The organism is Cupriavidus sp. CP313 (genome assembly GCF_054072015.1).
Map to the genome: position 1 here is coordinate 116,354 of NZ_JBSVZB010000012.1, position 26,620 is coordinate 142,973.

The 26,620-nt window shown below is 64.9% G+C and carries 23 protein-coding genes; 9 read left to right on the forward strand and 14 right to left on the reverse strand.

All coding sequences use genetic code 11. The annotated features are described in order from the left end of the window. Window positions 1-9: 9 nt before the first annotated feature. On the forward strand, window positions 10-519 hold the full coding sequence (locus ACW4E8_RS18030) for an acetone carboxylase subunit gamma (RefSeq protein ID WP_456805757.1): 510 nt from the start codon (window positions 10-12) through the stop codon (window positions 517-519). Window positions 520-604: 85 nt separating this feature from the next. Here the strand turns inward: ACW4E8_RS18030 and ACW4E8_RS18035 are convergent, their stop codons facing one another. Further along, the gene (locus tag ACW4E8_RS18035; RefSeq protein ID WP_456805824.1) at window positions 605-1,654 is read right to left on the reverse strand and encodes an RNA-guided endonuclease InsQ/TnpB family protein; all 1,050 of its coding nucleotides are present in this window, start codon (window positions 1,652-1,654) and stop codon (window positions 605-607) included. An 89-nt stretch (window positions 1,655-1,743) separates the two neighbouring features. On the opposite strand from ACW4E8_RS18035, the gene ACW4E8_RS18040 reads away from it, so the two are divergent. Next, a complete protein-coding gene (locus ACW4E8_RS18040; protein ID WP_456805758.1) occupies window positions 1,744-3,291 on the forward strand; it encodes a class I adenylate-forming enzyme family protein in 1,548 nt (515 codons plus the stop codon). Between the two features lie 191 nt (window positions 3,292-3,482). Further along, the gene (locus tag ACW4E8_RS18045; protein WP_456805759.1) at window positions 3,483-3,692 is read left to right on the forward strand and encodes a hypothetical protein; all 210 of its coding nucleotides are present in this window, start codon (window positions 3,483-3,485) and stop codon (window positions 3,690-3,692) included. A gap of 1 nt (window position 3,693) precedes the next feature. Here ACW4E8_RS18045 and ACW4E8_RS18050 read toward each other — a convergent pair whose 3' ends face one another. From ACW4E8_RS18050 to ACW4E8_RS18065, 4 genes are all read right to left on the reverse strand, one after another. After that, on the reverse strand, window positions 3,694-5,100 hold the full coding sequence (locus ACW4E8_RS18050) for a heavy metal sensor histidine kinase (protein WP_456805760.1): 1,407 nt from the start codon (window positions 5,098-5,100) through the stop codon (window positions 3,694-3,696). Beyond that, window positions 5,097-5,771 (reverse strand): heavy metal response regulator transcription factor, encoded by a 675-nt coding sequence (locus ACW4E8_RS18055; RefSeq protein ID WP_456805761.1) that lies wholly within the window; start codon window positions 5,769-5,771, stop codon window positions 5,097-5,099. The genes ACW4E8_RS18050 and ACW4E8_RS18055 overlap by 4 nt, the downstream gene beginning before the upstream one ends. A 218-nt stretch (window positions 5,772-5,989) precedes the next feature. Beyond that, window positions 5,990-6,499, reverse strand: a complete 510-nt coding sequence (locus tag ACW4E8_RS18060) for a lecithin retinol acyltransferase family protein (RefSeq protein ID WP_456805762.1) — start codon at window positions 6,497-6,499, stop codon at window positions 5,990-5,992. A 284-nt stretch (window positions 6,500-6,783) separates the two neighbouring features. Beyond that, complete coding sequence (locus ACW4E8_RS18065; protein WP_456805763.1) at window positions 6,784-7,692, reverse strand: COG4280 domain-containing protein; 909 nt, start codon at window positions 7,690-7,692, stop codon at window positions 6,784-6,786. A gap of 370 nt (window positions 7,693-8,062) precedes the next feature. Between ACW4E8_RS18065 and ACW4E8_RS18070 the strand changes: the two genes are divergently transcribed. The 5 genes from ACW4E8_RS18070 to ACW4E8_RS18090 all read left to right on the forward strand — a co-directional run bounded on the left by ACW4E8_RS18070 (window position 8,063) and on the right by ACW4E8_RS18090 (window position 16,109). After that, complete coding sequence (locus tag ACW4E8_RS18070; protein ID WP_456805764.1) at window positions 8,063-9,289, forward strand: efflux RND transporter periplasmic adaptor subunit; 1,227 nt, start codon at window positions 8,063-8,065, stop codon at window positions 9,287-9,289. 14 nt (window positions 9,290-9,303) lie between these two features. Continuing rightward, on the forward strand, window positions 9,304-12,471 hold the full coding sequence (locus tag ACW4E8_RS18075) for an efflux RND transporter permease subunit (RefSeq protein WP_456805765.1): 3,168 nt from the start codon (window positions 9,304-9,306) through the stop codon (window positions 12,469-12,471). Further along, window positions 12,468-13,925, forward strand: coding sequence for an efflux transporter outer membrane subunit (locus tag ACW4E8_RS18080; RefSeq protein ID WP_456805766.1), 1,458 nt, complete (start codon window positions 12,468-12,470; stop codon window positions 13,923-13,925). The genes ACW4E8_RS18075 and ACW4E8_RS18080 overlap by 4 nt, the downstream gene beginning before the upstream one ends. A gap of 149 nt (window positions 13,926-14,074) precedes the next feature. After that, window positions 14,075-14,755: a winged helix-turn-helix domain-containing protein gene (locus ACW4E8_RS18085; RefSeq protein ID WP_115213830.1), complete on the forward strand. Its 681-nt coding sequence runs from the start codon at window positions 14,075-14,077 to the stop codon at window positions 14,753-14,755. Further along, the gene (locus ACW4E8_RS18090; protein ID WP_456805767.1) at window positions 14,748-16,109 is read left to right on the forward strand and encodes an ATP-binding protein; all 1,362 of its coding nucleotides are present in this window, start codon (window positions 14,748-14,750) and stop codon (window positions 16,107-16,109) included. The genes ACW4E8_RS18085 and ACW4E8_RS18090 overlap by 8 nt, the downstream gene beginning before the upstream one ends. Window positions 16,110-16,270: 161 nt before the next feature. Here the strand turns inward: ACW4E8_RS18090 and ACW4E8_RS18095 are convergent, their stop codons facing one another. The 9 genes from ACW4E8_RS18095 to paaA all read right to left on the reverse strand — a co-directional run bounded on the left by ACW4E8_RS18095 (window position 16,271) and on the right by paaA (window position 25,525). Next, the gene (locus ACW4E8_RS18095) at window positions 16,271-17,935 is read right to left on the reverse strand and encodes a cation/acetate symporter (protein WP_456805768.1); all 1,665 of its coding nucleotides are present in this window, start codon (window positions 17,933-17,935) and stop codon (window positions 16,271-16,273) included. Then, window positions 17,932-18,240: a DUF485 domain-containing protein gene (locus ACW4E8_RS18100; RefSeq protein ID WP_456805769.1), complete on the reverse strand. Its 309-nt coding sequence runs from the start codon at window positions 18,238-18,240 to the stop codon at window positions 17,932-17,934. The genes ACW4E8_RS18095 and ACW4E8_RS18100 overlap by 4 nt, the downstream gene beginning before the upstream one ends. A 255-nt stretch (window positions 18,241-18,495) precedes the next feature. Further along, complete coding sequence (paaK, locus tag ACW4E8_RS18105; RefSeq protein ID WP_456805770.1) at window positions 18,496-19,845, reverse strand: phenylacetate--CoA ligase PaaK; 1,350 nt, start codon at window positions 19,843-19,845, stop codon at window positions 18,496-18,498. A gap of 243 nt (window positions 19,846-20,088) precedes the next feature. Next, window positions 20,089-21,753, reverse strand: a complete 1,665-nt coding sequence (gene paaN / locus ACW4E8_RS18110) for a phenylacetic acid degradation protein PaaN (protein WP_456805771.1) — start codon at window positions 21,751-21,753, stop codon at window positions 20,089-20,091. Window positions 21,754-21,805: 52 nt separating this feature from the next. After that, window positions 21,806-22,882, reverse strand: coding sequence for a 1,2-phenylacetyl-CoA epoxidase subunit PaaE (gene paaE / locus ACW4E8_RS18115; RefSeq protein WP_456805772.1), 1,077 nt, complete (start codon window positions 22,880-22,882; stop codon window positions 21,806-21,808). 19 nt (window positions 22,883-22,901) lie between these two features. After that, complete coding sequence (paaD, locus tag ACW4E8_RS18120; protein ID WP_456805773.1) at window positions 22,902-23,417, reverse strand: 1,2-phenylacetyl-CoA epoxidase subunit PaaD; 516 nt, start codon at window positions 23,415-23,417, stop codon at window positions 22,902-22,904. 5 nt (window positions 23,418-23,422) lie between these two features. After that, the gene (gene paaC / locus ACW4E8_RS18125; RefSeq protein ID WP_456805774.1) at window positions 23,423-24,175 is read right to left on the reverse strand and encodes a 1,2-phenylacetyl-CoA epoxidase subunit PaaC; all 753 of its coding nucleotides are present in this window, start codon (window positions 24,173-24,175) and stop codon (window positions 23,423-23,425) included. A gap of 27 nt (window positions 24,176-24,202) precedes the next feature. Then, complete coding sequence (gene paaB / locus ACW4E8_RS18130) at window positions 24,203-24,484, reverse strand: 1,2-phenylacetyl-CoA epoxidase subunit PaaB (protein WP_010809321.1); 282 nt, start codon at window positions 24,482-24,484, stop codon at window positions 24,203-24,205. 54 nt (window positions 24,485-24,538) lie between these two features. Then, on the reverse strand, window positions 24,539-25,525 hold the full coding sequence (gene paaA / locus ACW4E8_RS18135) for a 1,2-phenylacetyl-CoA epoxidase subunit PaaA (RefSeq protein ID WP_456805775.1): 987 nt from the start codon (window positions 25,523-25,525) through the stop codon (window positions 24,539-24,541). A 131-nt stretch (window positions 25,526-25,656) separates the two neighbouring features. Here paaA and paaX point away from each other — a divergent pair, with 131 nt between their 5' ends. Next, complete coding sequence (gene paaX, locus ACW4E8_RS18140) at window positions 25,657-26,598, forward strand: phenylacetic acid degradation operon negative regulatory protein PaaX (RefSeq protein WP_456805776.1); 942 nt, start codon at window positions 25,657-25,659, stop codon at window positions 26,596-26,598. The last annotated feature ends 22 nt before the right edge of the window (window positions 26,599-26,620 follow it).

Below are 26,620 nucleotides of genomic sequence, written 5' to 3' on the forward strand. Positions count from 1 at the left end.
AGCTGAACAATGTCTGCCTACACCAATGAACAGGTCGCCCACCTCGTCGAGGGCTCCCTGGACTGGGAAACCACCTTCCGCATGCTCTCGATGCCCAAGGATGACAGCCGGTTCGAGCAGTACCTGGCGGCCCTGCAGGCCAAGGTGAGCTTTCCGGACCGCATCGTGCTTCCGCTCGGTCCGCATATGCATATCGTGCAATCGGCCAGCACCATGAAGTGGGTGGTCAAGTGCGATTGCGGCCACGAGTTCTGCGACTACCGCGAGAACTGGAAACTGCATGCCTCGATCTACGTGCGCGACACCGAGGAGGCAATGGCCGAGGTCTATCCCAGGCTCATGGCCCCCGACACCCAGTGGCAGGTATATCGCGAGTACTACTGCCCGGCGTGCGGCACCATGCACGACGTCGAAGCACCCACCCCCTGGTATCCGGTGATCCACGACTTCGAGCCGGACATCGAGGCTTTCTATAAGGAATGGGTGCACCTGGCGGTTCCGGAGCGCGCCCCGGACTGATCGCAGCGTGAAGAGCGGGGGCAGGCAGTGCCTGTCCCCTGCAGACAACGGCAAAAACGGGAGGCAGCTTGACATCCTCCCCTCCCTAACGGGAGGAGATTCCCTCTGCAGGCGATCGATGTCCCGATCGGGCAAGGATATTTAGCGCAGCGTTCACATCGCGATCATGTACAGCACCGCATCCACTGCATATCCACTGCCTTATTCCAAGGTCTGCGATACCTTTCGGCCTCTCCGGCGGCATCGCGTCGCACGAAGAGCAAACCTGGGTGGTGAAACGTTCGTCGACTTCCTCGTACCACGCGCCATGCGCAATCGCCTTGTACGCGAGCATTGTGCGGAAGGTCGACCAGCCCGCATCGAGAACGGACTTCGCCATGCTGGTCCTGGCGAGGCCGGCGGCATTCACATTCCCCACCGCGATGTAGTCGAAGTCCCGCACCAGGCGATGCGAGAGCTTGTGCAGAAAGTCACGCCTTGCGTTGGTGATGCGGGCGTGAAGGTTCGTTGTCTGTCGCCGCTTGCGCGCTCGCTGCGCTTTGGCCAGCGCTTGCTCGAGTCGGCCAAGGTGGCGCGGATTCTCGACCTTCTCGCCGGTGGACAGCGTGGCAAGGTCTTTCAAGCCCAGGTCGATGCCGACGCCGCGTTCCGGGCAGCGGGCCGGGGTGTCGGCAACTTCAATCACGATGTTCAGGAACCAGTTGCCTCGCGCGTCGCGGGAGAAATTCGTGCCGTCCTTGATCTTGCCTTCGGGAAGGGGGCGGGAGCTGAACACGCGAAACGTGTTGCCGGCAAAGCGGAATGCGTCGCCCGAGCGCTTGAGATCCCGGCCCTTGAGCGGCACCCAGCCGAGCGACTTGCGGCCGCGATAGCGCAGGTACGGCCTGCGGTGCTGGCTACGCGACTTGGCGTACTGCTCGCAAACCGCGTTGACGGTGCCGGAATGGATACGGAGTTCCTTGCTGCTGCCTGTCGTCAACACGTTCAGATCGAAACCCGTGGGCCATTTCTTGCCCCATTTGAGCGCGTGCTTCTGCGTGTCATTGCAGAAGTTCCAGACGTAGTTCACCGCGCGGCTCTGCTGATTGAGCAGGCCGTTCAGCGACTTCACCCGGTAGCGATAGACGAGAAGCATGCCGGTCATTCTAAATTGGAAGTGCTTGCTGCCGGCGGCACTCCTTTCACTCCCCGCCCTGAAGGGCGGGGTTTCTCGGAGCAAGTCTGATGAACCCCAACCTTGCGCATATGCTCGTTCGCACGGCCCGCGCCTATCCCGATCAGGCAGCACTCTATCTCGGCACCGAGCCGCTATGTACCTTCGAGCAACTCGCCGACCGCGTGGCACGCTGCGCCTGCGGCCTGCGTGACTGGCTCGGGCTGCGGGCCGGGGACCGGGTCGCGTTGGTCATGAAGAACTGCCCGCAGTACGTTGAGCTGTTGTACGGCATCTGGCATGCCGGCCTGTGTGCCGTGCCGATCAACGCCAGGCTGCATCCGCGCGAAATCCAGGGCATCCTGCAGGACAGCGGCGCCCGCCTCAGCTTCGCCGCCGACGCCCAAGCAGTGTCTGGCGCCCGGACCATCGTGGTCGGTTCCACCGACTACCATGCCCTGTTTGCGGCACACGGCATGCCGGTCACCGATGTGTCCGAAGACTCCCTCGCCTGGCTGTTCTATACCAGCGGCACGACCGGCAAGCCCAAAGGGGTCATGCTTTCGCACCGCAATCTAAGCGCCATGTCCCGCGCCTATGCCAGCGCGGTCACCCGCGTCCTTCCAGGCGACAGCCTGATTCACGCGGCGCCAATGTCCCATGGGTCGGGACTCTACGTGGTCCCCCACATGGCCGAAGGTGCGAGTCAGGTGATCCCACCTTCAGGCGGCTTCGACGCCGCCGAACTGGCGGGCCTCGTCGCCGCACACCAGCGCCCGAGCTTCTTCGCTGCGCCGACCATGCTCAACCGCCTGGTCGAATACGCACGCCGGACCCGGGCCGACCTCTCCAATCTCAAGGTCGTAGTCTGTGGCGGTGCGCCCCTCTATGTGGAGGACGAGATCGCCGCAATCGAATGCCTGGGCCCCCGCATCGCGCAGATCTACGGCCAGGGCGAAAGCCCGATGACCATCACCGCCCAGTCGTCCCACGAAATCGGCCGCGCCTACGCCGTCGGCGACCTCAAGGCACTGGCTTCGGTCGGGCGTACCCTGCCCGGCATGGAGATTCGCATCGCCGATGCCGAGGACCGTGCACTCCCGGTGGGGGAAATCGGTGAAGTCCTGGTGCGCGGGCCCACCGTGATGCAAGGCTATTGGAACAACCCGGAGGCCAGTGCGGCGACGCTGCGCAATGGCTGGCTGCATACCGGCGATGTCGGGTGCCTGGACGAGCAGGGGCAGCTCACGCTGAAGGACCGCAGCAAGGACACGATTATCAGTGGTGGCTCCAACATCTACCCGCGTGAGGTGGAGGACGCCCTGCTCGCCCATGCCGCTGTGGCTGAAGTCTCCGTGCTCGGTCGCAGCCATCCCGTCTGGGGAGAGGAAGTGGTGGCCGTCGTCGTGCTGAAGGCCGGGATGCGGATGACCCAGTCTGAACTCGATCAGTGGTGCCTGCAACGGATCGCCAGATTCAAGCGGCCGAAAGCCTATCTGTTCGTCGAAGCGTTGCCGAAGAACAGCAATGGCAAGGTACTCAAGACCGCGCTACGGGAGCTGTTGGCCCAAGGTGGCGAACAGGCGAATGCCAGGACCTGGCGCTGGCAGCTCGCGTAGACGTGCTTGTGCAGCCCCGCTTCGTTCAACGCGCAAAGCGCCATGGCCGACCAGTCGTGCTCGGCAGGAACGTCGCCGAGACTTACAACTCTGTCATCAAGCAGCAATGCATCGGTTGGCATCGGATACATAGACTGCTGTGCACGGCGCGACGATCCGCGCGCCGCACGAACCAACCGGAGAGTGTCACGATGCCTAACCGCAGAATCATCATTGCCGCCCTGCTGCTCACCGTACTGGGCTCCGCAGCGCCCTTTGCCTCAGCCGCCGATCAACCCGGCGACGCCAACGGGACCAGCGCCGACCAGGTCCACCGCCAGCGCGACCCCTTCACGGACGGCGCCAACAACAGCGCGCGCGATCCGTACCTCGATGGCGCCCACCTGCCTGCGCAAGCCTGAGTCACTGGCCCGGCTCCGCGCGGCCCGGAAAGATCAGCCGGAAGCAGGTCACCTGCCCCGGTGTCGATTCCGCCTGCGCGGTGCCATGGTGCAGATCCATGATGGTCTTGACGATGGCGAGCCCGATGCCTGATGACTCGCCGGAGTTGGCCCGTGCAGGGTCCGCACGGAAAAACCGGTCGAACAGCTTCGGCAAATGCTCCGCTGCAATGCCCGGGCCCAGATTCGACACCTCGATCTGCGCCTGCGCGCCCACCTGGCGCGCCCACAGGCGCACCTGTGTGCCGGTGGGCGCGTACCGGACCGCATTGGAAATCAGATTGCCGACGGCGCGCCGCAGCAGCGTGGCATCCGCATGGACCTGGCCCTGCGCATCGACAAGAATGGTGATTCCCCGGGCGTCCGCCAGCAGCTCGAAGTAGTCCGCCTGCCGCTCCAGCTCGGTATTGAGGTCCAGCTCGGCGTAGCGCACCGCCACGCGCGCGTTGTCGGCGCGGGCCAGGAACAGCATGTTCTCGATCATCCGCCCAAGGCGTTCGTATTCTTCCACGTTTGACACCAGCAGCGCCTGGTATTCCTCCACCGGCCGGTCGCTGGCAAGCGCCACTTGCGTCTGTCCGAGCAGGTTGTTGATAGGCGTGCGGAAGTCGTGCGCCAGGTCTGCGGAGAACTGCGACAAGCGCTCGTAGCGCTCGCGCAGCCGCTCGATCATGTGCTGCAAGGCAAGCGCCACCTCATGGAGTTCCGCGGGAAGCAGCGACGGATCGACCGGCAGCGCTCCGCTGGTGAACGTCACGGCCCGGGTGCCGGCGGCGATGCGACGCAATGGCGCCATGCCGGTGCGCAGGGCGGCATAGCCAAGCACGCCCGCGGCCAGGGCACCGAGGCACGTCGCCAAGACCAGCTTCCAACGGTAGGCGCGCAACAGTGCCATGCGCGACACAGCAACCTGGTAGACCGTGACTTGCACCGGCAGCGGCTGCGCGCCGGCGTGCGCGAGCATCGAGATGCCGCGCACAGGCAGTCCGTCGGCGCCGCTCCATGCGCGAATCGATGCCGGCCCGATCGGCGCTCCCACCGGCAGCACCGGGGCTTCGGGCGGCACGCCTGGCTCGGCTCCCGCTGCCACCAGCGGCGTGCCGTCGGGCGCGCTGGCGAGCAAGCCGTACTCGGCATTGCCGGCGACCACGCCGCCGAGCTCGCTCCACCGCTCGGCGGTGCTCGCTCCCGTCTCGGCCAGTTCGGCGCGGGCGCGGGCGGCCTTGCGCAGAAGCTCCGCGTCGTCCCGCTCGATGATCTGCATGGCCAGCGCGTGATAGAGGTATAGCCCGACCCCGGCAAAGGCGCACCCCGCAATCAGCGCAAAGGCGAGCGCGAGCCGCGCGGTGAGCGAACCGGCTGACTTCACGGCTGGCGCGCTTCGAGGACGTAGCCGATGCCGCGCACGCTGTGGATCAGCTTCGGCGCGAAATGGTCATCCATCTTGGCGCGCAGCCGCCGGACGGCAACATCGACCACGTTGGTGTCGCTGTCGAAGTTCATGTCCCATACGTGCGACGCAATCTGGGTACGGCTCAGTACCTCGCCATGCCGCCGCGCAAGAAAGTGCAGCAGCGCGAATTCACGCGGCGTCAGGTCGATGCGCTGCCCGCCACGGGTGACGCGGTGGCGAATCAGGTCTATCTCCAGGTCTGCGATCTCGATCCGGTCGGCTTCGCGCGAGGGCCCTCGCCGCAGCAATGTGCGCACGCGTGCCAGCAACTCCACGAACGCGAACGGCTTGGCCAGGTAGTCGTCGCCGCCAAGCTCCAGGCCGCGCACCCGGTCCTCCAGGTCGTCGCGGGCGGTGAGGAACAATACCGGCGTGTCTTTGTGCACGCGCAGTTGCCTGAGCAGGTCCCAGCCGTTCATCCCGGGGAGCATGACATCGAGGATGATCAGGTCATAGGCGTGCTCCATGGCCTGATGCAGCCCATCGGCACCCGTCACCGCGACATCCACCACGAAGGCCGATTCTGTCAGGCCTTTGCGCAGGTACGCCGCCGTCTTGGGCTCGTCTTCCACCACCAGGATCTTCATTGTCTTGCGCTCCCTGTCGCCGCCGTCTGTATTACATGCCGCGATCATATTCCCGGCGCACCGTGCGCGGAATGACAAGGCTGTAATCGTTACGACCCCGCCTGATGCCCAGTGATGGCATCGTCGCCGGGGCGCGCCGACAACGCTGTCAAATACAGAGCGTCATTCATCGGCTTTACCGCGACCGCGCTGTACGGCATGGGAAGAACCGGGGCCGGTCAGGACACGTAAGCTCCGATGCGCCGCATCGGCCATGCCGCCGCAAGGCATGCCGCGAACAGGCATAACGCGGTCCGAAGGGCTGCGCGCGGGTCGATGAGGCACGCGAGCACCTGTTCGCTACGGCTTTCCCCATACAGGCACCAGGCGCAGAAATGCTCGCAGTTGTTGGTCAGCAGCCTGTAGCGATTCTCGCCTAACCGCGAGCGTGCACGCCGCACGGCTTCATGCCTGACGTACACCGGATCAGCACTTGGTTCGATCAGGACTTCGAATCCGGCAGCGAAATGCGTGATGCTGATTTCCTCGACGGGGCCGCGACGCAGCGACCCGGCAAGTCCGGCGTAATGCACCACTTTGCCGTCGCCTACATAAATGCCATGGTGGCTGTAGCCGCGCCGCGGGGTGACGAGATGGGCACCGAGCTGCGGTTCTGCGCCGGCATCGAGGGGCCGCTGTGCCACGGCTGCGCTGGCGGTGCGACGTTGATTGGAGGTTGGCTGGCCCATGTTCGAATGCCCAAGCGATCAGGTGAACTTGAGAAAAGCCTATGTCCGGCAACACATTAATAACAATTAAACCTTCTTCTACTGACTATAAGTTTTTGTTTATGCCATGCGTCTTGCTACTGGATCGGCGAGGGAGTATCAACGGCGCCCTGGTTGCGCGCTGAATCGGCCCCTCGTCAGTCCACTTCGCCGCGGATGCCGTGTCGCGGGTGTGCGGTTCGGGCGCTTACGATGCCGGGGACTGCTCCTCAGGCCCGCGCACGCCGGACCGCGCTGGCCGCCAGCTACACCGTCAGTCCCACCGCGAACAGCGGCCCCGCCCTGTCCGCAGCGACGGCATGCATGGCCCCCATCTCCCACGAAGCCATCACCCAGGCCACCACGCCGATGGCCAGCCAGCCGTCATCCACGAAAAATCCCATCACTTCCTCGGCCACCTGCGCGAGGCGGCCCCGAGCGGGCGAACGCCCGCCAGCGACTGCATTCGGCAGCGCCGGGGCCGTCTTGCGCAGCCGTCTGCAGAGATGAACCATTGCCAGCGCAAACACGACGAAGACGCCGATCAGTGCCAGGATCGCCCAGTCTTCACCCGGCCACGACAGGCCGATGCCCTCGCCTGCCCAGAAGGCGCCGAAAGCCGCGAGCATGACACCGACGCCGAACCTGAGGGCATTCTCCGGAACATTCGCCAGCGGTCGATGCTGCCAGACGCCGAGCGCCGCCACCACAAGCAACGCAAGGCCGGCACCAATGGACGCAGGAAGGATCAAGCGGCCGCTCGCGCCAATCGCAATGACGATGAACACCACCTCAATCCCTTCGAGCATCACGATCTTGAAAGCGGTCGCAAATGCCACCGCATCGATCGCCCTGCCGGATGGTCCGGCTTGCCGGCGCAAGGTTTCGGTCTGGGCGGTGAACGCCTGATCTTCGTCGTGCATCGGCAAGATGCCCGCCGCCCGCAGCACCGCCTTGCGCAGCCAGCGCATACCGAACAGCAGCAACAGCGTCCCAACCACCAGTTGCGCCACCGGCAGCGGAATCCTGGCAAGCGCGGGGCCAGCTACTGCCACCAATAGCGTCAGGGCGGCGAGCGAAGCTGCAGTCCCCAGCAGCGCCGAGCGCCAGCCGCGGACGGCGCCAACCGCCAGTACGATGGTAAGTGCCTCCACGAACTCGACCAGCGAGGCCATGAATGCTGCAAGTATCGAAGGTCCTGCCGAACTCCATTCAGGCATGTCCCGCTCCAGTTCTTCAGGATGAAAGGGTTCGCTCGCTGGCGCGTGCGGTGCGCTCCAGCGAAGCTATTCCAGACAAGGAGGCCGCCATTTTTTTGCGGCGGTGCTGCGCCGGGGCGCGCTCCGGCCGGCGTCCTTCGCGTGCGACGGCGTGGATTCTAGTCAGTGCGGGGGCGTGCAAAGCCGTCAATTCGATTACGGATTTGTCATTCTTGCTTCCCCCCGGGACATTAACAATCGTTAATGAACCGCCAACCCAGCCTTAATTCGCGATCGCGCAAAGTGCGACCACCCGCTCTTCAGAAACGACCGGGATGGAGCCTTGATGAATTCGCACAATACACTTCGGCGCAGTGCCTGCCTGGCCGTCACGCTGGCAGTCCTCGCGCTCGCGGGCTGCGGTCCCGCAAAGCAAGCGAGTCCAAAGTCAGCGACGCCGGAAGTCACGGTGGTCACGGTCAAGCGGACCAGCGTCCCGGTCTCGGTGGAACTCCCCGGCCGCACCTCCGCCTACCTCATTGCACAGGTCCGAGCCCGTGTCGACGGCATCGTGCAAAGGCGCAGCTTCGAGGAAGGCGCGGACGTCAAGGCGAACCAGACGCTGTACCGGATCGATCCCGCACAATATCGCGCCGCCCTGAACAGCGCGCAAGCGACGTTGCAAAAGGCGGAAGCGAACCTGGCCATGACGACCGCGCAGGCGGATCGCTACAAGGTCCTCATTACCGGCAACGCCATCAGCAAACAGGCCTACGACAACGCGGTTGCTGCCCAGAAGCAGGCCGCCGCCGATGTCGCCGCCGGCAAGGCCGCCGTGGAGATGGCAAGGCTCAACCTGGGATACACCGACGTCGTAGCGCCGATTGCCGGTCGCAGCGGCATTTCGCAGGTCACCCAGGGCGCCTATGTGCAAGGCAGCGCGGCAACGCTGATGACCACGATCCAGCAGATCGATCCGATCTACGTAGACCTCAACCAGGCAAGCGTCGCCGGTTTGCAGCTTCGACGCGACGCCGCAAGCGGACAGGTAAAGCTGCACGGCCTGGACCAGGCCAAGGCGACGCTCATGCTGGAGGACGGTACGCAGTATCCGCTGACCGGCAAGCTCGAATTCAGTGGCATTACGGTCGATCCGGCCACCGGCTCGGTGACCGTGCGCGCGATCTTCCCGAATCCGAACGATGTCCTGCTGCCCGGCATGTTCGTGCGCGCCCGCCTCGAGCAAGGTGTGAATGACAACGCGTTCCTGGTGCCTGTCCCTGGCGTCGGTCATAACCCGCAGGGGCAGCCAACCGCGCTTGTTGTCGGCCCTGACAGCAAGGTCGTCCAACGCACGATCCAGGCACAAAGCACGCTCGGCGACAAGTGGATCGTCACCGGCGGCCTGAACGATGGCGAACGGATCATCGTGGCCGGCGGCCAGAAAGTGCAGCCCGGGATGCTGGTGCAGGCAGTCGAAGCGCAAGGCCAGACCGCGCAGGCCGCGGCAAAAGCAGACACCGGCGCCGCGTCTGCAACGCGCCAGACTCCTGTGCTTGCGCAGGAAAGATAAGGGCGGACTTCGACATGGCACGATTCTTCATCGACCGCCCCATCTTCGCGATCGTCCTCTCCCTCCTCATCATGCTGGCGGGAGGACTGGCCATCCAGTCCCTGCCGATCGAGCAGTTTCCGCCAGTGGCCCCACCCTCGGTACAAATCAGCACCACATATCCGGGGGCTTCCGCGACGACCGTGCAAAACACGGTCGTCCAGGTGATCGAACAGCAGATGAGCGGGATCGACAACCTGCTCTACATGTCATCGACCAGCGACGATACCGGCCAGTCGACCACGACGCTCACGTTCGCCAGCGGCACCGACCCGAACATCGCCCAGGTGCAGGTACAGAACAAGCTGCAGCTCGCCGTGCCATTGCTGCCGGCCCAGGTCCAGCAGACGGGTGTGCGCGTCACCAAATCGACCAACGCGTTCCTGATGGTGATCGGCTTTGTGTCGGCTGACAACAGCATGAACAAGTTCGACATCGCCAACTACGTTGTCTCCAATGTCCAGGATCCGATCAGCCGGATCAATGGCGTCGGCAATATGAACGTGTTCGGTACGCAGTACGCGATGCGGATCTGGCTCGACCCGAACAAGCTCAATAGCTACGCCCTCACCCCGACTGACGTCACTGCGGCGCTGCAAAGCCAGAACGTGCAGATCTCCGGCGGCCAGCTCGGCGGAACGCCGGCCGTGCAGAACCAGCAACTGAGCGCAACGATCACTGAAGCGACGCTGCTGCGCACGAGCGAGGATTTCGGCAAGGTATTGCTCAAGGTGCTGCCCGACGGTTCGCAGGTAAGGTTGCGTGACGTCGCCCGCATCAATCTCGGTGCGGAGAGCTTCAATGTCGACAACAAGTACAGCGGCCAGCCCGCCTCCGGCATTGGCATCCAGCTTGCGCCGGGCGGCAACGCGCTGGTCACCGCCGCCGCGATACGCGCCCGCATCAAGGAGCTGGAACCGTATTTCCCGCATGGGCTGAAGGTGGTCTACCCGAACGACGTCACGCCCTTCGTCAAGATCTCGATCGAAGAAGTGGTCAAGACCCTGCTGGAAGGCATCGTCCTGGTGTTCCTGGTGATGTACCTGTTTCTGCAAAACTTCCGCGCCACGCTGATCCCGTCGATCACGGTGCCGGTGGTCTTGCTGGGAACGTTCGGCGTGATGTCGGCGCTTGGCTTCACCATCAACACGCTGTCGATGTTCGGCCTGGTGCTGGCCATCGGCCTGCTGGTGGACGATGCCATCGTGGTGGTCGAGAACGTCGAGCGCGTGATGCACGAGGAAGGACTGTCCCCGCTTGAGGCAACCCGCAAGGCGATGGGACAGATCAGCAGTGCGCTGATCGGCGTGGCGATGGTGTTGTCCGCGGTATTCGTGCCCGTAGCGTTCTCCAGCGGCACGGTCGGCGGGATCTACCGCCAGTTCTCGCTCACGATCGTTTCGTCGATGCTGCTGTCGGTGTTCGTTGCGCTCTCGCTCACGCCCGCCTTGTGCGCCATGCTGCTGAAGCCACCGCGCGAGGACCATGGCGAGAAGAAGGGATTCTTTGGCTGGTTCAACCGCACCTTCGACAAGGGCCGGGACAAGTATGTGCATGGGGTACGGCACGTCGCAGCCCGCTCCGGACGCTGGCTGATCATCTATGCGGCGATCGTGGCTGCCGTGGGCATCATGTTTGTCAAGCTGCCGACGTCGTTCCTGCCGAACGAGGACCAGGGCTTCATGTTCGTGCAGGTCCAGACACCGCCGGGCGCCACGCAGGCGCGCACCGGCGCGGTACTCGACGAGGTCAGCAAATACCTGCTGAAGGATGAAGCGGCGATGGTCGAGGCCACCTTCATGGTCAATGGCTTCAACAATGCCGGCCGCGGTCAGAGCCAGGGCCAGTTGTTCGTCCGCTTCAAGGACTGGAGCCAGCGGAACAGTCCCGACCTGTCCGCCAAGGCCCTTTCCGAGCGCATCATCAAGCGCTATGCCTCCTACAAGGATGCCGTCATTTTCCCCGTCAGCCCACCGCCGATCCGTGGCCTGGGCGTTGCTGCCGGCTTTGACTTCGAGCTCGAGGATCGCGGCGGGCTCGGTCATGAGGCGCTGGCCAAGGCGCGCGACCAGCTCCTCGCGCTGGCCAGGCAGGATCCGGACCTTGCACAGGTGCGCTTCAACGGGCAACAGGACAACCCCACTTTCAAGGTCAATATCGATCGCGAGAAGGCCGCCGCGCTCGGCGTCAGCCTCAGCGACGTCGACCAGACCTTCTCGACTGCCTGGGGCTCGCGCTATGTCAACAATTTCCTCGATACCGACGGACGCATCAAGAAGGTATATGTGCAGGCCGATGCGCCATATCGCATGAATCCCGACGACATCAATCTGCTCTATGTGCGCAACAGCGGCGGCAACATGGTGCCCTTCTCCGCTTTCGCGACGACTGCATGGACCTACGGTCCGCCCGTCCTGCAGCGCTATAACGGCGTGGAAGCCATGGAGATCCAGGGCCAGGCCGCACCGGGCAAGAGCTCCGGACAGGCAATGCTGGCGATGGAGCGGCTGGCGAAGCAACTGCCCCCGGGCATCGGTTTCGAGTGGACGGGTACCTCACTGGAGCAGCAGCAATCGAACTCGCAGGCGCCCCTGCTGTACGGGTTGTCGATCCTGGTGGTATTCCTGAGCCTGGCCGCCTTGTATGAAAGCTGGTCGATCCCGGTCTCCGTCATCATGGTGGTGCCGCTCGGCATCCTGGGCGCACTCGGTGCAACGTCATTGATGGGCTTGTCCAACGATGTGTACTTCCAGGTCGGGCTGCTCACCACCATCGGCCTGTCGGCAAAGAACGCCATCCTTGTCGTCGAATTTGCACGCGAGCGTCACGCCCAGGGCCTCACAGCGCTCCAGGCGGCCATTGAAGCGGCACACATGCGCATGCGGCCGATCGTGATGACTTCCATGGCGTTCGTGCTTGGCGTGCTGCCGCTCGCGCTGGCACGTGGAGCCGGCTCCGCCAGCCAGAACGCAATCGGCACCGGGGTGATAGGCGGGATGTTGACCGCCACCTTTGTTGCCACGTTCCTGATCCCGATGTTCTATGTCGTGGTCAGCAGCAAGCTTGGCAAAATGAAGCCGGTCGAGCCGGCACCATCCGCGATGGCCGCGGCTGACCAAAGCACTGGGGGGACACTGACATGAAGCGATACAGATGCGTCGCCAGCGCACTACTCATGACCCTTGCCGCCGGTTGCTCGCTGCAGCCCGTGTACCAGCGACCGCCAGCGCCGGTGTCGGCCGCGTTTCCCGCGGGCGAGGCCTACAAGACCGCTTCAGTCGGGACAGGCAGCGCCACGCTGCCGGCCGCGGAGATCGGCTGGCGCGATTTCCTTGCCGATCCTCGCCTGCAGCGGCTGGTCGAACTCGCACTGCAGTACAACCGGGATTTGCGCGTCGCGGCGCTGAACGTCGAGAAAGTCCAGGCGCAATACCGCATCCAGCATGCGGCAATTTTTCCACAGGTGAACGCCGGCGCGAGCGCTTCGGCCACGGGCACGTCGACCAGCAGTTCTGGTACCGGCCCGAATACCTCTCGCAACTATTCGGTGGGTGTTTCAGCGTCCTGGGAGATCGATTTCTTCGGCCGCCTGCGAAGCCTCTCGGATGCGGCGTTCGAGCAGTACCTGGCGACTGCCTACGCGCGCCAGGCGGCCGAGATCCTGCTGGTGTCCGAGATTGCAGATCAGTACCTCACCACGCTCGCTCTCGACGAGCAACTCGCGGTGACGCAGAGCACCCTGGAGACCGCGCAGGCAGCATACAAGATCGTAAAACTGCAATTCGACACAGGCACCGCGTCCGAACTGGACCTGCGACTGTCGGAGACTACCGTTGAGCAGGCACAGGCAAATTACGCCGCCCAGGTCCGGTTGCGCGCGCAGGCCGAGAATGCGCTGGTATTGCTGGTCGGCCAGCCGCTGCCGCCCGACCTGCCTCCGCCGGTCAGGCTCGGCTCCCAGCCGATTCTCACCGACATTCCGGCCGGATTGCCTTCGGATCTGCTGCAACGCCGCCCCGACATCCTGCAGGCCGAGGCGGCCCTGCGCTCGGAGAATGCGAACATCGGCGCCGCGCGTGCGGCATTCTTTCCGCGCATCTCGCTGACTGGCACCCTGGGCACAGCCAGTGCGGCACTCGGTGGCTTGTTTGCGGGCGGGTCCAGCGCATGGTCCTTCGTCCCCTCCCTGGTCATGCCGATCTTTACCGCTGGCGCGAACCAGGCCAACCTGGATGTTGCGACGGTCCAGAAGGACATCGGCATCGCGCAATACGAGAAGGCCGTCCAGGCCGCTTTCCGGGAGGTTGCCGACGGGCTGGCGGCGCGCGGCACCTATGACAATCAGCTGGCGGCGCAGCAGCGCTACACCGATACCCAGCAGCGCCGGCTGGAGTTGGCCAACATGCTCTACACGAGCGGCACCGACAGTTATCTGAGCGTGCTGACCGCACAGACCGACTTGTACAACGCGCAACTGGCGCTGGTCACGACACGCCTGAACCGCCTGACCAGTCTTGTCGACCTGTACCGCTCGCTTGGCGGCGGCTGGATCCAGCGCACCGGCGATGCGGCGCGGCAGGCAGGAAGTGCCGCATAATTCCCGGAATTGTGAGGATGGACGGTCGGATCACCAGCGGGCTGGCAACCAGATCACGCTGTGCCTAATATTTCACCAGGCCATGCCTGGAGCCCGGATATTGCGCGGGCGAGGTCCCTCGCAATCACAATGGCGAAGCCGGATTTATCATGAAACTACTGATCGTCGAGGACAACGAGCGCGTCGCCCAATTCCTCAGGAAGGGATTGAGCGAAGCGGGACACACTGCGGATCACGCCGACAACGGACGCGACGGCATGTTCCTCGCTGCAAGCGAGCCTTATGATGCGATCATCATGGATCGGATGTTGCCCGGCGGCATTGACGGCCTGGCGATCATCGAGGCGTTGCGCAGGACCGGAAGCAAGGTCCCTATCCTGATCCTGAGCGCCCTCGCCGATGTGGATGATCGCATCCGGGGGCTCAAGAGCGGCGGTGACGACTACCTGGTCAAGCCCTTCGCCTTTGGCGAACTGCTGGCACGCCTGGACGCACTCCTGCGGCGTTCGCAGGAGGGTCGGGCCGAGACAACGCTCACGCTGGGCGACCTCTCCATGGACCTGCTTTCCCATAAGGTAACGCGGGCGGGCAAGGCCGTCGCGCTCCAACCGCGTGAATTCAAGCTGCTCGAATACCTGATGCGCCACGCCAATCAGGTCGTGACGCGAACCATGCTGCTGGAAAACGTGTGGGACTATCATTTCGACCCACAGACCAATGTCATCGACGTCCATGTCAGCAAGCTGCGGCAGAAGATCGATGACGGCAGCGGGCGGCAATTGCTGCGGACCATTCGCAACGCCGGCTATATGCTGACAGCAGATGATTAAGCGCTTGCGCTTTTCAGCGCTGAACGTCGGGCTCGGCTATGTAGCCGTGAGCCTGGTCGTGCTTACCCTGTTCGCCACACCCCTCTTGTACGCCTGGCACAACACCATCGAGCAAAGTCGCACCGAAATGCTACAGGCCGATGCGCGGAATATGGCAAATCTCTTTGCCAGGCACGGAGCCGATGCGCTGGTCACGGCCATTGAAAGCCGGGTCGGCGGGCAACTTGAGGACGTCGAAACCACCATCATCCTGTTCACTGATCCGGCACTGGCGAAGCTTGCCGGCAATTTGCCGGCATGGCCCCGCGAGGTTCCCGCATCGACTGGCATGCACGCCGCGTCAATCGATGTACGCGAGCGGGTGGTAAGAGCCGTGCTGATCCACAAGGTACTTCCCGGGGGCTATCACCTGTTATTGGGGCGGGACGTCAGCCGCTTTGAAAAGCTCGAAGCGCTGTTCATGTCCGCGCTGGCGGGCGCAGCCTGCATGGTCTTGCTGCTCGGCGTAGCGGGTGGGCTACTGGTCCGTCGCACGCTGCTCTCGAAGGTGCACGACATCAACCAGGCAGCCGCTGCCATCATGCAGGGAAATCTCGCACACCGGTTGCCGGCTTACGGCGGTGAAAGCGAGCTCAATACGCTCGTAGAGACCCAGAACCGCATGCTCGACCAGATCGAGCACCTGGTCGAGGGCATCCGGAACGTGTCCAATGCAATCGCGCACGACCTGCGCACACCGCTGGCGGAATTGCGCTCCCGCCTGGAAGAGTTGTCGGTGACCCGGCCTCGCCCGGAACAGACCTTCGCCGAGATCGACAGCGCCATTGCCGACGTCGACCGCGTCATGGGCATCTTCAACGCGCTGCTGCGCCTGGCGGAGATTGACTCCGGCACGCGCCGCTCTGGCTTCATCGAAGTCGATGCCGCTGCCGTGGCGGGCGAAGCCGCCGAATTCTATCAACCCGTGGCGGAACTCCAGGGGGTGGCCCTGTCTTTCGCGTCGTCCGGGCCGCTCCCGCTGGCTGGCGATCCCCTGTTGCTGGCGCAGGCGATCGGGAATCTTATCGACAACGCGCTCAAGTATGCCCAGAAGCCTGGGACGATCACCGTCGCGGCGTCACGCCGCGCTGACGGCGCGGTCGTCATCTCCGTGTCGGATGATGGGCCGGGCATCCCCGATGGCGAGAAGCACAAAGTTCTCGAACGCTTCTACCGCGGCGACGCAAGTCGCACTACACCAGGTGTGGGATTGGGGCTCAGCCTCGTGGCCGCCGTTGCAAAGCTGCATGGCGGCGCCCTTGAACTGACCGACAATCACCCGGGGTTGAGGGCAACGCTGGTCCTCTTTTCTTAGAGATCGCACCTGGGGAGGGTCGTGATCTCCCCCTGCCGATCACGCAGCACGTGTCGCGGCCACTGCCCTGATTTCGACGAAGAGCGACGGCCTGGCCAATGCGGCCACGCCGAGGATGGTCCAGGAAATAGCCTCACTGCTACGCTGCCCTGCCCCCAGGATCAATGCTGACTCGCCCCGGCGGCGCCAATCCCGGTCATCGCACGCACGAACTGCGCACCATAGCGCTGGCGCTCGGTGCCGGCCTGGGCGGAGCGGTCCAGCACCGACGCCAGCCAGGCGCTGGCGAAGGCCAGCGTCATCGAGAACAGCGCCGGGTTGGCATACGGGAAGATCGCCTTGTCATGATGCAGGATGCCCACCCAGACCGTCGGGCCCAGCACCAGCAGCGCCACCGCTGACCCCAGACCGACCAGGCTGCCGGCCACGGCGCCGCGCGTGGTCAGGCCTTTCCAGAACATCGACAGGAACAGCACCGGGAAGTTGACGGAGGCCGCGATCGCCAGCACCAGGCCGGACAGGAAAGCGATGTTCTGCTTCTCGAACATCACGCCCAGCACCATGGCCAGCACGCCGATCACCAGGGTTGCCGCCTTGGACACCCGGATCTCGTCCTTCTCGTTGGCCTGCCCGCGGCGGAACACGTTGGCATACAGGTCATGCGAGACCGCCGAAGCGCCCGACAGCGCCAGGCCCGCCACCACCGCGAGGATGGTCGCGAACGCCACCGCCGAGATAAAGCCCAGGAAGAGATCGCCGCCGATCGCATGCGACAGGTGCACCGCCACCATATTGCTGCCGCCGATGATCTTGCCGCCGGCGTCGCGGTAGGCCGGGTCCGCGCCCACCATCACGATCGCACCGAAGCCCACCACCAGGATCAGCACGTAGAAGTAGCCGATGAAGCCGGTGGCATAGAGCACGGACTTGCGCGCCTCGCGGGCGTCGGCCACGGTGAAGAAGCGCATCAGGATGTGCGGCAGGCCCGCGGTGCCGAACATCATGCCCACCCCCAGCGAGATCGCATCGACGGGATTGGACACCAGCCCGCCCGGCGACAGGATCGCCAGCCCCTTGTCATGCACCTTCGCCGCACCGGCGAACATGGCTTCCGGGCTGAAGCCGAAGTACGCCAGCACCATCACGGCCATGAAGGTCACGCCGCCCAGCAGCAGCGCGGCCTTGATGATCTGCACCCAGGTGGTGGCCAGCATGCCGCCGAACATCACATAGAGCACCATCAGCAGGCCGACGATCACCACGGCGGACTCATAGCTGGTGCCGAACAGCAGCTCGATCAGCTTGCCGGCGCCGACCATCTGCGCCACCAGGTACATGATCACCACCGTCAGCGTGCCGCAGGCGGCGGTGATCCGCACCGGCTTCTGCGCCAGCCGGTATGACACCACGTCGGCAAAGGTATAGCGGCCAAGGTTGCGCAGCCGTTCGGCGACGATGAACAGGATGATCGGCCAGCCGGCCACCACGCCCAGCGCGTAGATCAGCCCGTCATAGCCCTTGTCGAACATCATCGCGGAGATGCCGAGGAAAGAGGCCGCGGAAACCATGTCACCGGCAATTGCCAGGCCGTTCTGGAAGCCGCTCAGCCCACCCCCGGCGGCATAGAAGTCGGATGCCGAGCGCGTGCGGCGCGCGGCCCAGCGGGTAATGCCGAGCGTGAACAGCACGAACAGCAGGAACATCACGATGGCGCTCCAGTTCAGCGGCCGCGGCGCGGCATCGCCCTGGATTGCGGGTGCCGCCGAGGCGGCCATGCTGGCAAGCCCGAACAGGGCCGCGCACAGGTTACGGTTGGCGGGCTTCATGCCTTGCACTCCTTGCGCACGCGTTCGTTGAGCGGGTCCAGGTCGCGGTTGGCCCGATACACGTAGATGCCGGTCAGCAGCACGGCCGAGACGATCACCGCCACGCCGACGGGAATGCCCAAGGTCATCACACCCGCACCGAGCGGTGTGCCGAGCGTGGCCGGCGAGAACGCCAGCAGCAGGATAAAGCCGAAGTAGATCACCAGCATGACCAGCGTCAGCGACCAGCCCAGGCGGGTCCGCCCGTTGGTCAGCCGGATGAAATCGGGGTGGTTCTGGATGGTTTCCAGTTGTCTCGCGTCCATGGTGGTCTCCTTTGGCGCAGGGGTGGGCGTGGCGCCTCTGGGTGGGCGCCATCGTTGGATGAGTTGATGCGGCGTTGAATCAGCCGGTGGTTTGCTCCCCTCTCCCGCGCGCGGGAGAGGGGCCGGGGGAGAGGGCAGGCGTATGGCAAGCACGTTGCCGCCACACTCCGTGGATACTCCTGCCCTCTCCCCCACCCCTCTCCCGCAGGCGGGAGAGGGGAGCGTTTGCCACCGGTGTTGGTAGAGAACAGCGCTTCAGATCGCCCCGACCGGCTGTTCGTGCGTGACCTTCGGCCGCATATCGAGCACCCGCCGCGCCTTGCCGACAGTGGTGCGCTCGATGCCGTCCGCATCCACCACCTGCACGCGCGTGGTCACGCCCACATAGGTCTTGATCTGCTCCTTCAGCCCGCGCTCCAGCGTCGCGCGGTCGTCGGCGCAGAGCGGTGCCGAACGTCCGGGCCGCGCTTCGACCCGCACTTCCAGCTTGTCCAGGTGGCCGTCGCGGGTCACCACCAGCTGGTACTGCGGCGCCAGTGCCGGCGTCTTCAGGATCAGCTCCTCGATCTGCGACGGGAACACATTGACGCCGCGGATGATCAGCATGTCGTCCGACCGGCCGGTGATCTTGCCGATGCGGCGCATCGAACGCGACGTGGGCGGCAGCAGGCGCGTCAGGTCGCGCGTGCGGTAGCGAATCACCGGCAGCGCTTCCTTGGTGAGCGAAGTGAACACCAGTTCGCCCTCTTCACCATCCGGCAGCACCTCGCCGGTCACCGGGTCGATGATCTCGGCGTAGAAGTGGTCTTCCCAGATCACCGGGCCGTCCTTGCTCTCGATGCATTCGCATGCGACCCCCGGCCCCATGACTTCAGACAGTCCGTAGATGTCCACTGCGTCGATGCCGGCGCGGGCCTCGATCTCGGCGCGCATCGCATCCGTCCACGGCTCGGCGCCGAAGATGCCGACCTTGAGCGAGCTTTCTGACGGATCCATGCCCTGGCGCTCCATCTCCTCGATCAGGTTCAGCATGTACGACGGCGTCACCATGATGATGTTGGGCTCGAACTCGCGGATCAGCTGCACCTGTTTCTCGGTCTGTCCGCCGGACATGGGGATCACCGTGCAGCCGGCCTTCTCGGCGCCATAGTGGGCACCCAGGCCGCCCGTGAACAGGCCATAGCCATAGCTGACATGGACCAGGTCGCCGGCACGGCCGCCGGCGGCGCGAATGGAGCGCGCCACCACGCTGGCCCAGGTATCGATATCCTTCGCGGTATAGCCGACCACGGTCGGCTTGCCGGTGGTGCCACTCGACGCATGCACACGCGCCACCTTCTCGCGCGGCACCGCGAACATGCCGAAGGGATAGTTGTCGCGCAGGTCCTGCTTGGTCAGGAACGGAAACTTCGACAGGTCTGACAGCGACTGCAGGTCGTCCGGATGCACCCCGGCCGCATGGAAGGCCTTGCGGTAATGCGGCACGTTGTCGTAGGCATGGCGCACGCTCCATTTCAGCCGTTCCAGCTGCAGCGCCTGCAGTTCGTCGCGGCTGGCGCGCTCGATCGGCTCCAGCTCGTTGGGGTTGGGGATGCGTTGAACCATTGTCTACTCCATCATCGTTATGATTGCGCCGCATGTGTATTTGGGGGCCGGCGCCGGGTACTGCGACTGCTAGCTAGTGTCCTGTTCCGTAGATGGCTTGCCAAAATGAAATCGTCCAGTTGGTCGTCAGGCTAGGCGCGAGGAGGCGCCATAGCCGTAGCTATGGCAACGACGAGCAACGACGCATGGCGGCCAACTGGGCGATTTCATGGCAAGGTATCTGCGGAACAGGACACTAATGCATCAGATATGGGAACGGCTCTGCACCACGCGGAAGCGGTTGGCGACGAAGGCCGCATCCGACAGCGAGGCATTGGCCGCCGGGTTGGCGCCGGTGGCGTGGAAGTCGCTGAACGCGGCCGACTGGTTGACGAACACGCCACCGGTCAGGTTCAGCGACAGGGCCACGCCCGCGTCTTCGGCGGCATCGCGGATGGCCTCGGTCACGCCGGCATCGGTGGTGTAGGCCGACAACGTCAGTGCTCCATGTTCCTTCGCGCCGCGGTGCGCCAGCGCGATGCTGTGGGCGGTGTTGTCGGTGGCGACGATGAAGGAGATCGGGCCAAACAATTCCTGCATGATCTTGCCCTCGTCGCTGGCGTCCACCTTGAGCACCAGCGGCGTGCGGATGCGCGCGCCGGGGAACTCCGGGTGCTCCAGCACGCGGCTGTCGGCGACGATCTCGCCCAGTGCGCGCGACGATTCGATGCGCTGCACCACCCCGTCGTTCTGGATCGCGCCCAGCAGTTCCACCGCCTTGGCCGCATCGCTGGTGAGCTTGACCACGCCCTCCCCGATCGCCGCGGCCACCTGGTCGAAGCTGAGGTGCCCTTCTGGCGTGTCGATGCCGTCCTTCGGCACATAGATGTTCTGCGGTGCCGTGCACATCTGGCCCGAGTACAGCGCCAGCGAGAACGCGATATTGCGCACCATGCCCTTGAAGTCGCTGGTGGAGTCGATCACGATCTGGTTGACGCCGGCCTTCTCGGTATAGACCTGGGCCTGGTGCGCATTGCGCTCCAGCCAGTCGCCGTTGGCGCTGCTGCCGGTGAAGTCGATCAGGCGCACTTCCGGGCGCAGCGCCAGCTTGGACGCCATGCGCTCGGTCGGGTCGTTGGCCACCAGCGTGACCAGGTTGGGGTCGAAGCCGGCTTCCTGCAGCACCTCGCGCGCCACCTCGACGGTGATCGCCAGCGGCAGGATCGCGCCCGGGTGCGGCTTGACCACCACCGCATTGCCGGTCGCCAGGCTGGCGAACAGGCCGGGATAGCCGTTCCAGGTCGGGAAGGTGCAGCAGCCGATCACCAGGCCCACGCCGCGCGGCACCACGCTGTAGCGCTTCTCCATGCGCAGCGGCTCGTTCTTGCCTTGCGGCTTCTCCCAGACAGCCTGCTTCGGGATGCGGCGCATCTCGTCCCAGGCGTAGGCAACGGCTTCCAGCCCGCGGTCCTGCGCGTGCGGGCCGCCGGCCTGGAAGGCCATCATGAAGGCCTGGCCGGTGGTGTGCATCACCGCGTAGGCGATCTCGAAGCTGCGGCGGTTCAGGCGCTGCAGGATTTCCAGCGAGACGCCGACCCAGGCTTCCGGCCCTGCCTTGCGCCAGGCAGGCATGCCTTCGGCCACGCCGGCAAAGAGCTGGTCGAGGTCGGGCTTCGGATAGGTGATGCCCAGTTCCGCGCCGTAGGGCGAGACTTCCTTGCCCGCCTGGCCGACGGTGCCCGGCTGCGACAGCGAAAATGGCTGGTTCAGACGGGCGTCAAAGGCAGCCTTGCCGTCGGCGTTGGCGGTTTCGCCGTAGACCCTGGGGCTCGGCATTTCGGTGAACGGGCTCCAGTAGCCGCGCTCGGCAATGGCTTGGGTGGCTTGTTCCAGCAGCGCCTGGTGGCGTTCAAAAAACGGATGGGACACGGCTTGCTCCGGGGGCAGAATGTGTAATGGTCGGGATGGCGCAGGAACCGCTTCAGGTTTCCTGGTCGAAGTCGATCACCAGCTTGTCGCTGACGGCGTAGCTCTGGCAGCTGAGGATGAAGCCGCGCGCCACTTCGTAGTCCTCCAGCGCAAAGTTGACGTCGATGTCGACCTCGCCTTCGATGCGCTTGCAGCGGCAGGTCGAGCAGACGCCGCCCTTGCATGAGTAAGGCAGCTCGATGCCTTGCGCCAGCGCGGCATCCAGCACCGTCTCCTTGTTCTTCTCCAGCGTGAAGGAGCGCGTGCGGCCGTCCTGGATCACCGTGACCTCGCACTGCTGCTGGCCGGCCTGCTTGTGCGCATGCGCCGCCGGGCGGGCCGCGGGGATGCTGGTGGCGAACAGCTCGCGCTTGATGCGGGCCTTGTCCACTCCGTTGGCAATCAACGCCTGCGACACCTCTTCCATCATCGAATGCGGGCCGCAGATAAAGGCGATGTCGATGTCCTGCGGCTTGATCCAGTGCTTCAGCAAGGCATTGACCTTGTCGCCATCGATGCGGCCGTTGAAGAGATCGATATCAAGCTGCTCGCGGCTGAGCACGAACACCAGGTTGAAGCGCTGCAGGTAGGTGTCCTTCAGGTCTTCCAGCTCTTCCTTGAACAGCACCGACGACGAGGCGCGGTTGCCGTAGAACAGCGTGAAGCGGCTCTCGGGCTCGGCTTGCAGCGTGGTCTTGATGATCGACAGCATCGGCGTGATGCCGCTGCCGGCGGCGAATGCCACGTAGTGCCTCGCTTGCACGGCAGACAGCGGCACGTGGAAGTGGCCGGACGGGGGCATCACTTCCAGCTTCATGCCGGGCTGCAACTGTTCGTTGGCCCAGTTGGAGAACAGGCCGCCGTCGACGCGCTTGATCGCCACGCGCAGCTGCGCGTCCTGCACCGCCGAGCAGATCGAGTACGAGCGGCGCACGTCCTCGCCACCGATGCCGGTGCGCAGCGTCAGGTGCTGGCCTTGGATATAGCGGTAGGTGTCGGCCAGTTCATCCGGCACGGCAAAGGTCACGGCCACGGCATCGCGGGTTTCGCGGGTGACCGAGGCCACGGTCAGTTCATGGAATTTGCTCATCTCACCACCTCGGTCAGGCTCAGTGCGCCTTGAAGTAATCGAACGGTTCCTTGCAGTCGCCGCAGCGGTACAGGGCCTTGCAGGCGGTCGAGCCGAACTGGCTGACCAGCCGCGTGTGCCGCGAGCCGCAGTGCGGGCATACCACCACCGGCGCCGGCGCCGCCTTGCGGCTGATGCCGCTGATGTCGATCACCTGCTGGGCCGGCGGCGCAATGCCGTAGCCGCCCAGGCTGGCCTTGCCGCGCGGCGTCATCCAGTCGGTGGTCCAGGCCGGCGCCAGTTGCGTCTGCACGCGCACGCTGGCGATGCCCTGCGCGGCCAGCGTGCGCTCGATCTCCTCCCGGATCACCGTCATGGCCGGGCAGCCGGAGTACGTCGGGGTGATGGTGATGACGCAGGCGTCGTCCTCCCATGCCACGTCGCGCACAATGCCGAGATCCACCACGGAGATCACCGGGATCTCGGGATCGGGCACCGTATCGAGCCAGGTCCAGACCTGCCCGACCGCCGGGCGTGCGATGGCTTGCGCAGTCATGGCGTTCACCAGCTGGCGCCCGGATAGGCGCGCTGCAGGAATTGCATTTCGGCCAGCAGGTAGCCGAGGTGTTCGGTATGGCGGCCGTGGCGGCCGCCGCTCTGTGACCACGTGCCGGCAGGCAGCCGCAGCGTGGCTTCTTCCAGCACTGCGGCCACGTGGCGCTGCCACGGTGCGGCCAGTGATGCGGGGTCGGGCACCACGCCGTCCTGCACCAGCGCGGCGTCGCCCGCGTCGGACTCGAACAGCTCACCGCTGAACATCCACAGGTCGTCGAAGGCATCCTGCATGCGGCAGTGGCTCTCTTCGCTGCCGTCGCCCAGGCGCACCACCAGGTCGGCGCTGCGGCGCACGTGGTAGGTCACTTCCTTGAGCGACTTGGCGGCGATCTCCGCGATGCGGGCATCGGTCGAGCGCTGCAGGCCATCGAGCAGGAAGTAGTGCCAGGTGTCGAACAGGAACTGCCGCGCCAGCGTATCGGCATAGCTGCCGTTGAGCTGCTCCACCAGCAGCAGGTTGCGGAACTGGTGCGCGTCGCGCAGGTAGGCGAGCTGGTCGGCGGTGCGGCCGGCACCCTCCACTTCCGCGGCGTAGCCCAGCCACAGCCGGGTCTGGCCGACCAGGTCGAGCGCGACATTGGTCAGCGCGATGTCCTCTTCCAGCGCCGGGCCGCGGCCGCACCATTCCGACAGGCGCTGGCCGAGGACCAGCGTGGAATCGCCGAGCCGCAGCAGGTATTCAAGCTTGTGGTTGTCCATGGGGATGCTTCCTTGGCGCGTGCCGGGTCAGATGTGCTTGACGGCTTCCGGCATCGGGAAGAACGTCGGGTGGCGGTAGACCTTGCTATTGGCCGGCTCGAACAGCGGGCCCTTGTCGCCCGGGCTGCTGGCGACCACATCGCCGGCCTTCACCACCCAGACGCTGACGCCCTCGTTGCGGCGCGTATAGACGTCACGCGCGTTGTTGATCGCCATTTCGCCGTCGGGCGCGTGCAGGCTGCCCACGTGCTTGTGGGCCAGGCCGTGCTGGCTGCGGATAAAGATCTCCCAAAGCGGCCACTCTTTCATGGCAACCTCCTGTGTCATTACGTTAGATGGATGGCGGCGCAGGGCGCCGCGGCGTCAGGCGGCGGCGCCCTGCGCCTGCTTGTCGGCGTGGGTCACCAGGGCATCGCGGAACCACGCGCCCTCTTCCCAGGCCTTGACGCGGGTGCGCAGGCGGTCGCGGTTGCAGGGGCCGTTGCCCTGGATGACGTTGTGGAACTCGGACCAGTCGATCTCGCCGAAGTCATAGTGGCCGCGCTCCTCGTTCCACTTCAGCTCGGGATCCGGAATGGCCAGGCCCAGGTACTCGGCCTGCGGCACGGTCTGGTCGACCATCTTCTGGCGCAGCTCGTCGTTGGAGAACAGCTTGATGCGCCATTGCATGGATTGCGCGCTGTTGGGCGAATCGCCGTCGGACGGGCCGAACATCATCAGCGCAGGCCACCACCAGCGGTTGAGCGCGTCCTGTGCCATCTGCTTCTGCTCGGGCGTGCCGTTGCACAGCGACAGCAGGATGTCGTAGCCCTGGCGCTGGTGGAAGGACTCTTCCTTGCACACACGCACCATGGCGCGCGCATACGGGCCGAACGAGCAGCGGCACAGCGGCACCTGGTTGATGATGGCCGAGCCGTCCACCAGCCAGCCGATCATGCCGATATCGGCCCAGCTCAGCGTCGGGTAGTTGAAGATGCTGGAATACTTGGCCTTGCCGGTGTGCAGGTCGCCCAGCATCTGGTCGCGCGACACGCCCAGCGTCTCGGCCGCGCTGTAGAGATACAGGCCATGGCCCGCCTCATCCTGGATCTTGGCCAGCAAGACTGCCTTGCGCTCCAGCGTCGGCGCACGGGTGACCCAGTTGCCTTCCGGCAGCTGGCCCACGATCTCCGAATGCGCATGCTGCGAGATCTGGCGGACCAGGGTCTTGCGATAGGCCTCTGGCATCCAGTCCTTGGCCTCGATCTTGATCCCGGCATCCACGCGCGCCTGGAACTCGCGCTCCTGCGGGTCCATTTCTTCCATGGCGCGAAGCCTCGTCGCTCCTGTCTCCACCAGCTGTGCGTACATCCTTTGCTCCGCTCTTGGTTGCTCTGAATCGGGGTCTTGACCTGCATCAACATCGTCAGTTGCAACGGATGGTAGTGATACAATTTGATTCAATCAATCGACGTTTGTGTATCACTTTAAAGGGCAGGCCGATGGCGACGCCAGGCACGGATCCGGTTTCTCCCCGCGTGGCGCGGCTGGCACGCGGGCTGAAGCTGGGCGCCAATTCCATGCTGGTGACCTTGTTCGGCGATGTGGTGGCGCCGCGGCCCCAGGCAATCTGGCTGGGCAGCCTGATCCGGCTGGCGGCGCCGTTCGGCATCAATGACCGGCTGGTGCGAACCGCCACCTTCCGCCTTACCGCCGACGACTGGCTGGCCGCGACCAGGATCGGGCGGCGCAGCTACTACGGGCTGTCAGAAGCCGGTTTGCAGCGTGTACTGCACGCCGGCAAGCGCATCTACGCCGGTGAGGCATCCGAATGGGACGGCCGCTGGACCCTGGTGATGGTGCGCGGTGACGTACGCGCCACGGTCCGGCAGAAGCTGAAGCGGGAATTGCTGTGGGAGGGCTTCGGCGCCATCGCGCCAGGGGTGATGGCCCACCCCCATGCGGACCTCGCCTCGCTGCGCGAAATCGTCCAGGCCGCACGCGCGCAGGACGATGTGGCGGTGATGGAGGCGAGCAGCCTTGAGGCGTTTTCCATCCGGCCACTGCAGGCGCTGATGCACCAGACCTTCAAGCTCGGCGACGTGGCCGCTGCCTGGCAGGCACTGCTGCGCCGCTTTACGCCGCTGGCGGAAGAGGCTGCCGGGCTTGCTCCGGCCGATGCCTTCTTCGTGCGGACGCTGCTGGTGCACGAATACCGGCGCGTGCTGCTGCGCGACCCCAACCTGCCCGAAGCGATGCTGCCGCAAGACTGGCCCGGCCGCACCGCGCGCGGCTTGTGCCACACCCTGTATGGCGCGCTGCTCGACGCGAGCGAAGACTACCTGCACCGCGTGGTAGAAGTGGCGGACGGTTCGCTGCAGGATGCCAACCGGAGCCTGCGCCTGCGCTTTGGGGCCGGCGCGCAGGCGGGCAACGGCAATTAGCCGGGCAACGGGGTATCCCGGC

Coding starts and splice junctions, on each gene's coding strand:
- ACW4E8_RS18030 (WP_456805757.1), top strand. CDS start 10: ATGTCTGCCTACACCAATGAACAGGTCGCCCACCTCGTCGAGGGCTCC.
- ACW4E8_RS18035 (WP_456805824.1), bottom strand. CDS start 1,654: ATGCTTCTCGTCTATCGCTACCGGGTGAAGTCGCTGAACGGCCTGCTC.
- ACW4E8_RS18040 (WP_456805758.1), top strand. CDS start 1,744: ATGAACCCCAACCTTGCGCATATGCTCGTTCGCACGGCCCGCGCCTAT.
- ACW4E8_RS18045 (WP_456805759.1), top strand. CDS start 3,483: ATGCCTAACCGCAGAATCATCATTGCCGCCCTGCTGCTCACCGTACTG.
- ACW4E8_RS18055 (WP_456805761.1), bottom strand. CDS start 5,771: ATGAAGATCCTGGTGGTGGAAGACGAGCCCAAGACGGCGGCGTACCTG.
- ACW4E8_RS18060 (WP_456805762.1), bottom strand. CDS start 6,499: ATGGGCCAGCCAACCTCCAATCAACGTCGCACCGCCAGCGCAGCCGTG.
- ACW4E8_RS18065 (WP_456805763.1), bottom strand. CDS start 7,692: ATGGCCTCGCTGGTCGAGTTCGTGGAGGCACTTACCATCGTACTGGCG.
- ACW4E8_RS18070 (WP_456805764.1), top strand. CDS start 8,063: ATGAATTCGCACAATACACTTCGGCGCAGTGCCTGCCTGGCCGTCACG.
- ACW4E8_RS18075 (WP_456805765.1), top strand. CDS start 9,304: ATGGCACGATTCTTCATCGACCGCCCCATCTTCGCGATCGTCCTCTCC.
- ACW4E8_RS18080 (WP_456805766.1), top strand. CDS start 12,468: ATGAAGCGATACAGATGCGTCGCCAGCGCACTACTCATGACCCTTGCC.
- ACW4E8_RS18085 (WP_115213830.1), top strand. CDS start 14,075: ATGAAACTACTGATCGTCGAGGACAACGAGCGCGTCGCCCAATTCCTC.
- ACW4E8_RS18090 (WP_456805767.1), top strand. CDS start 14,748: ATGATTAAGCGCTTGCGCTTTTCAGCGCTGAACGTCGGGCTCGGCTAT.
- ACW4E8_RS18095 (WP_456805768.1), bottom strand. CDS start 17,935: ATGAAGCCCGCCAACCGTAACCTGTGCGCGGCCCTGTTCGGGCTTGCC.
- ACW4E8_RS18100 (WP_456805769.1), bottom strand. CDS start 18,240: ATGGACGCGAGACAACTGGAAACCATCCAGAACCACCCCGATTTCATC.
- paaK (WP_456805770.1), bottom strand. CDS start 19,845: ATGGTTCAACGCATCCCCAACCCCAACGAGCTGGAGCCGATCGAGCGC.
- paaE (WP_456805772.1), bottom strand. CDS start 22,882: ATGAGCAAATTCCATGAACTGACCGTGGCCTCGGTCACCCGCGAAACC.
- paaD (WP_456805773.1), bottom strand. CDS start 23,417: ATGACTGCGCAAGCCATCGCACGCCCGGCGGTCGGGCAGGTCTGGACC.
- paaC (WP_456805774.1), bottom strand. CDS start 24,175: ATGGACAACCACAAGCTTGAATACCTGCTGCGGCTCGGCGATTCCACG.
- paaB (WP_010809321.1), bottom strand. CDS start 24,484: ATGAAAGAGTGGCCGCTTTGGGAGATCTTTATCCGCAGCCAGCACGGC.
- paaA (WP_456805775.1), bottom strand. CDS start 25,525: ATGTACGCACAGCTGGTGGAGACAGGAGCGACGAGGCTTCGCGCCATG.
- paaX (WP_456805776.1), top strand. CDS start 25,657: ATGGCGACGCCAGGCACGGATCCGGTTTCTCCCCGCGTGGCGCGGCTG.